General features: G+C 72.2%; 3 protein-coding genes. 2 read left to right on the top strand and 1 reads right to left on the bottom strand.

Annotation, left to right across the window (positions count from 1 at the left end; genetic code table 11):
* Nucleotides 1–391, bottom strand: a 391-nt coding sequence (locus N864_RS25280) for an LbetaH domain-containing protein (RefSeq protein ID WP_034722582.1), incomplete at its 3' end; no start/stop codon positions are given.
* Between the two features lie 186 nt (nucleotides 392–577).
* Here N864_RS25280 and N864_RS22055 point away from each other — a divergent pair.
* Entirely contained in the window at nucleotides 578–997 is a 420-nt protein-coding gene (locus tag N864_RS22055; RefSeq protein WP_034722585.1) for an ArsR/SmtB family transcription factor, read from the top strand.
* Nucleotides 994–1,737 (top strand): SulP family inorganic anion transporter (locus tag N864_RS22060; RefSeq protein ID WP_240474456.1); only part of this gene is annotated, 744 nt, incomplete at its 3' end. The genes N864_RS22055 and N864_RS22060, both read left to right, overlap by 4 nt.

Raw genomic sequence — 1,737 nt, forward strand, 5'->3', positions numbered from 1 at the left:
GGCGCGGCTCGCGCACCACCGCGCCGGCGGCGATGATCACGTCGGCCGCGACGTGCGCACCGTCCTCGACGCGTGCGCCGGCGCCGACCTTGACCCGGGGGCCGAGCTTGGCGCCCCGCCCGATCACCGCTCCACGACCCACGTGCACGGCGCTGCCGATGAGCGCGCCAGCCTGGACCAACGCGTCCCGGTCGACCCATGCCCCGCTGTGGATGCGGACGTGCGCGTCGACCTTGGCGCCCGGGTCGACGTAGGCCGACCGCTCGACATACGCGGTGGGGTCGACCGCTGCCGTCTCCTCGACGAGGCCGTCACCGTTCAGGTGGTGGAAGTAGCGCAGGACGGTGCCACTGTCTTCCTCGATCTCCACGTACTGCTTGCGCTTCTGCACGACGTTTCGACTTCTCTCTCTCACTCGAGGGTGGGCTGCGGGACTGCAGCTCATGGAGGGAACGAGTGAGTGCAGCGCAGGATTCCGCTGAGGCGGCCAATTCGTGGCGGGATGTCTCGCCCCATGGACACCGGGCCTGATGAGTTTAGCAATCGCTAAAGTCATGTGCGGCGAAGGAGGAAAACCATGCCGCTGTCCGCTGCGACGGCCCCGCTCTACGCGATCAAGGCTGAGCTGTTCAAGTCGCTCGCCCACCCCGTCCGCATCCAGGTGCTCGAGGTGCTCAGCGGGGCCCCGGAGCATGCAGCGCCGGTCAGTGAGCTGCTCGATGCGACCGGTGCCGAGGCATCCGCGCTGTCCCAGCACCTGACCGTCCTCAAGCGAGCCGGCGTCGTCACGTCGACACGACAGGGCAACGCGGTCGTCTACCGGCTGAGCCAACCGCTCGTGGCGGAGCTGCTCGTCGTCGCCCGCGCTTTCCTGACCGCCCGGCTGGCCCACTCGGCCGAGCAGCTGGCCGCCGCGGAGAGCCTCCCGCCCCTTCCCGCCAGCGGCGCAGCACAGACGGACGCGCCCGGGACGCCCGCGACCGGGGCGTCGGAGTGAACGCACCCGCCTCGACCGTGCCCCGGCGCGCCAGAGCCAAGTGGACGCCACGTGGGCTGTGGCCGGCTCGCAGGGACTACGACCTGCGTCCGCTCGCGCTGCGCTCCGACCTGCTGGCGGGGCTGACCGTCGGTGTCGTCGCCCTGCCGCTCGCGCTGGCGTTCGCCGTCAGCTCCGGCGTCAGCCCTGCGGTCGGCCTCGTCACCGCGGTCGTCGCGGGGATCGTCGCGGCGGTCTTCGGCGGCTCCCACGTCCAGGTCTCCGGACCGACCGGCGCCATGGCCGTCGTCGTCGCGCCGATCGTCGCCAGCCACGGTGCCGGTGCCGTGCCGGTCCTCGCGGTCATGGCGGGCCTCATCGTCCTCGTCGCCGGCGTCGCGCGGCTCGGCCGGGTGGTGACCTTCATTCCCTGGCCGGTGGTCGAGGGCTTCACGCTCGGGATCGCGACGATCATCTTCCTCCAGCAGGTCCCCGGTGCCCTCGACACGCGTGAGGCCGCCGGCGGAAACCCCGTCGTCGCCGCCGTCCGCTCGGTGGCCGACCGAGGTGACGCCGTCGGGTGGACGCTCGCGTGCGTCGCGGCCGTCGCCGTGGTCATGCTCGTCCTGCCCCGGATCACCCCTGCCGTGCCGGCCTCGCTGCTCGCGGTCATCGTCGTCACGACGGCGGCGGAGGTGCTGCACCTGCCAGTCGCCCGGATCGGCAGCCTTCCCGACTCGCTCCCCGTGCCGGCGATCCCC

Source organism: Intrasporangium chromatireducens Q5-1, assembly GCF_000576575.1.
Lineage (GTDB): Bacteria > Actinomycetota > Actinomycetes > Actinomycetales > Dermatophilaceae > Intrasporangium_A > Intrasporangium_A chromatireducens.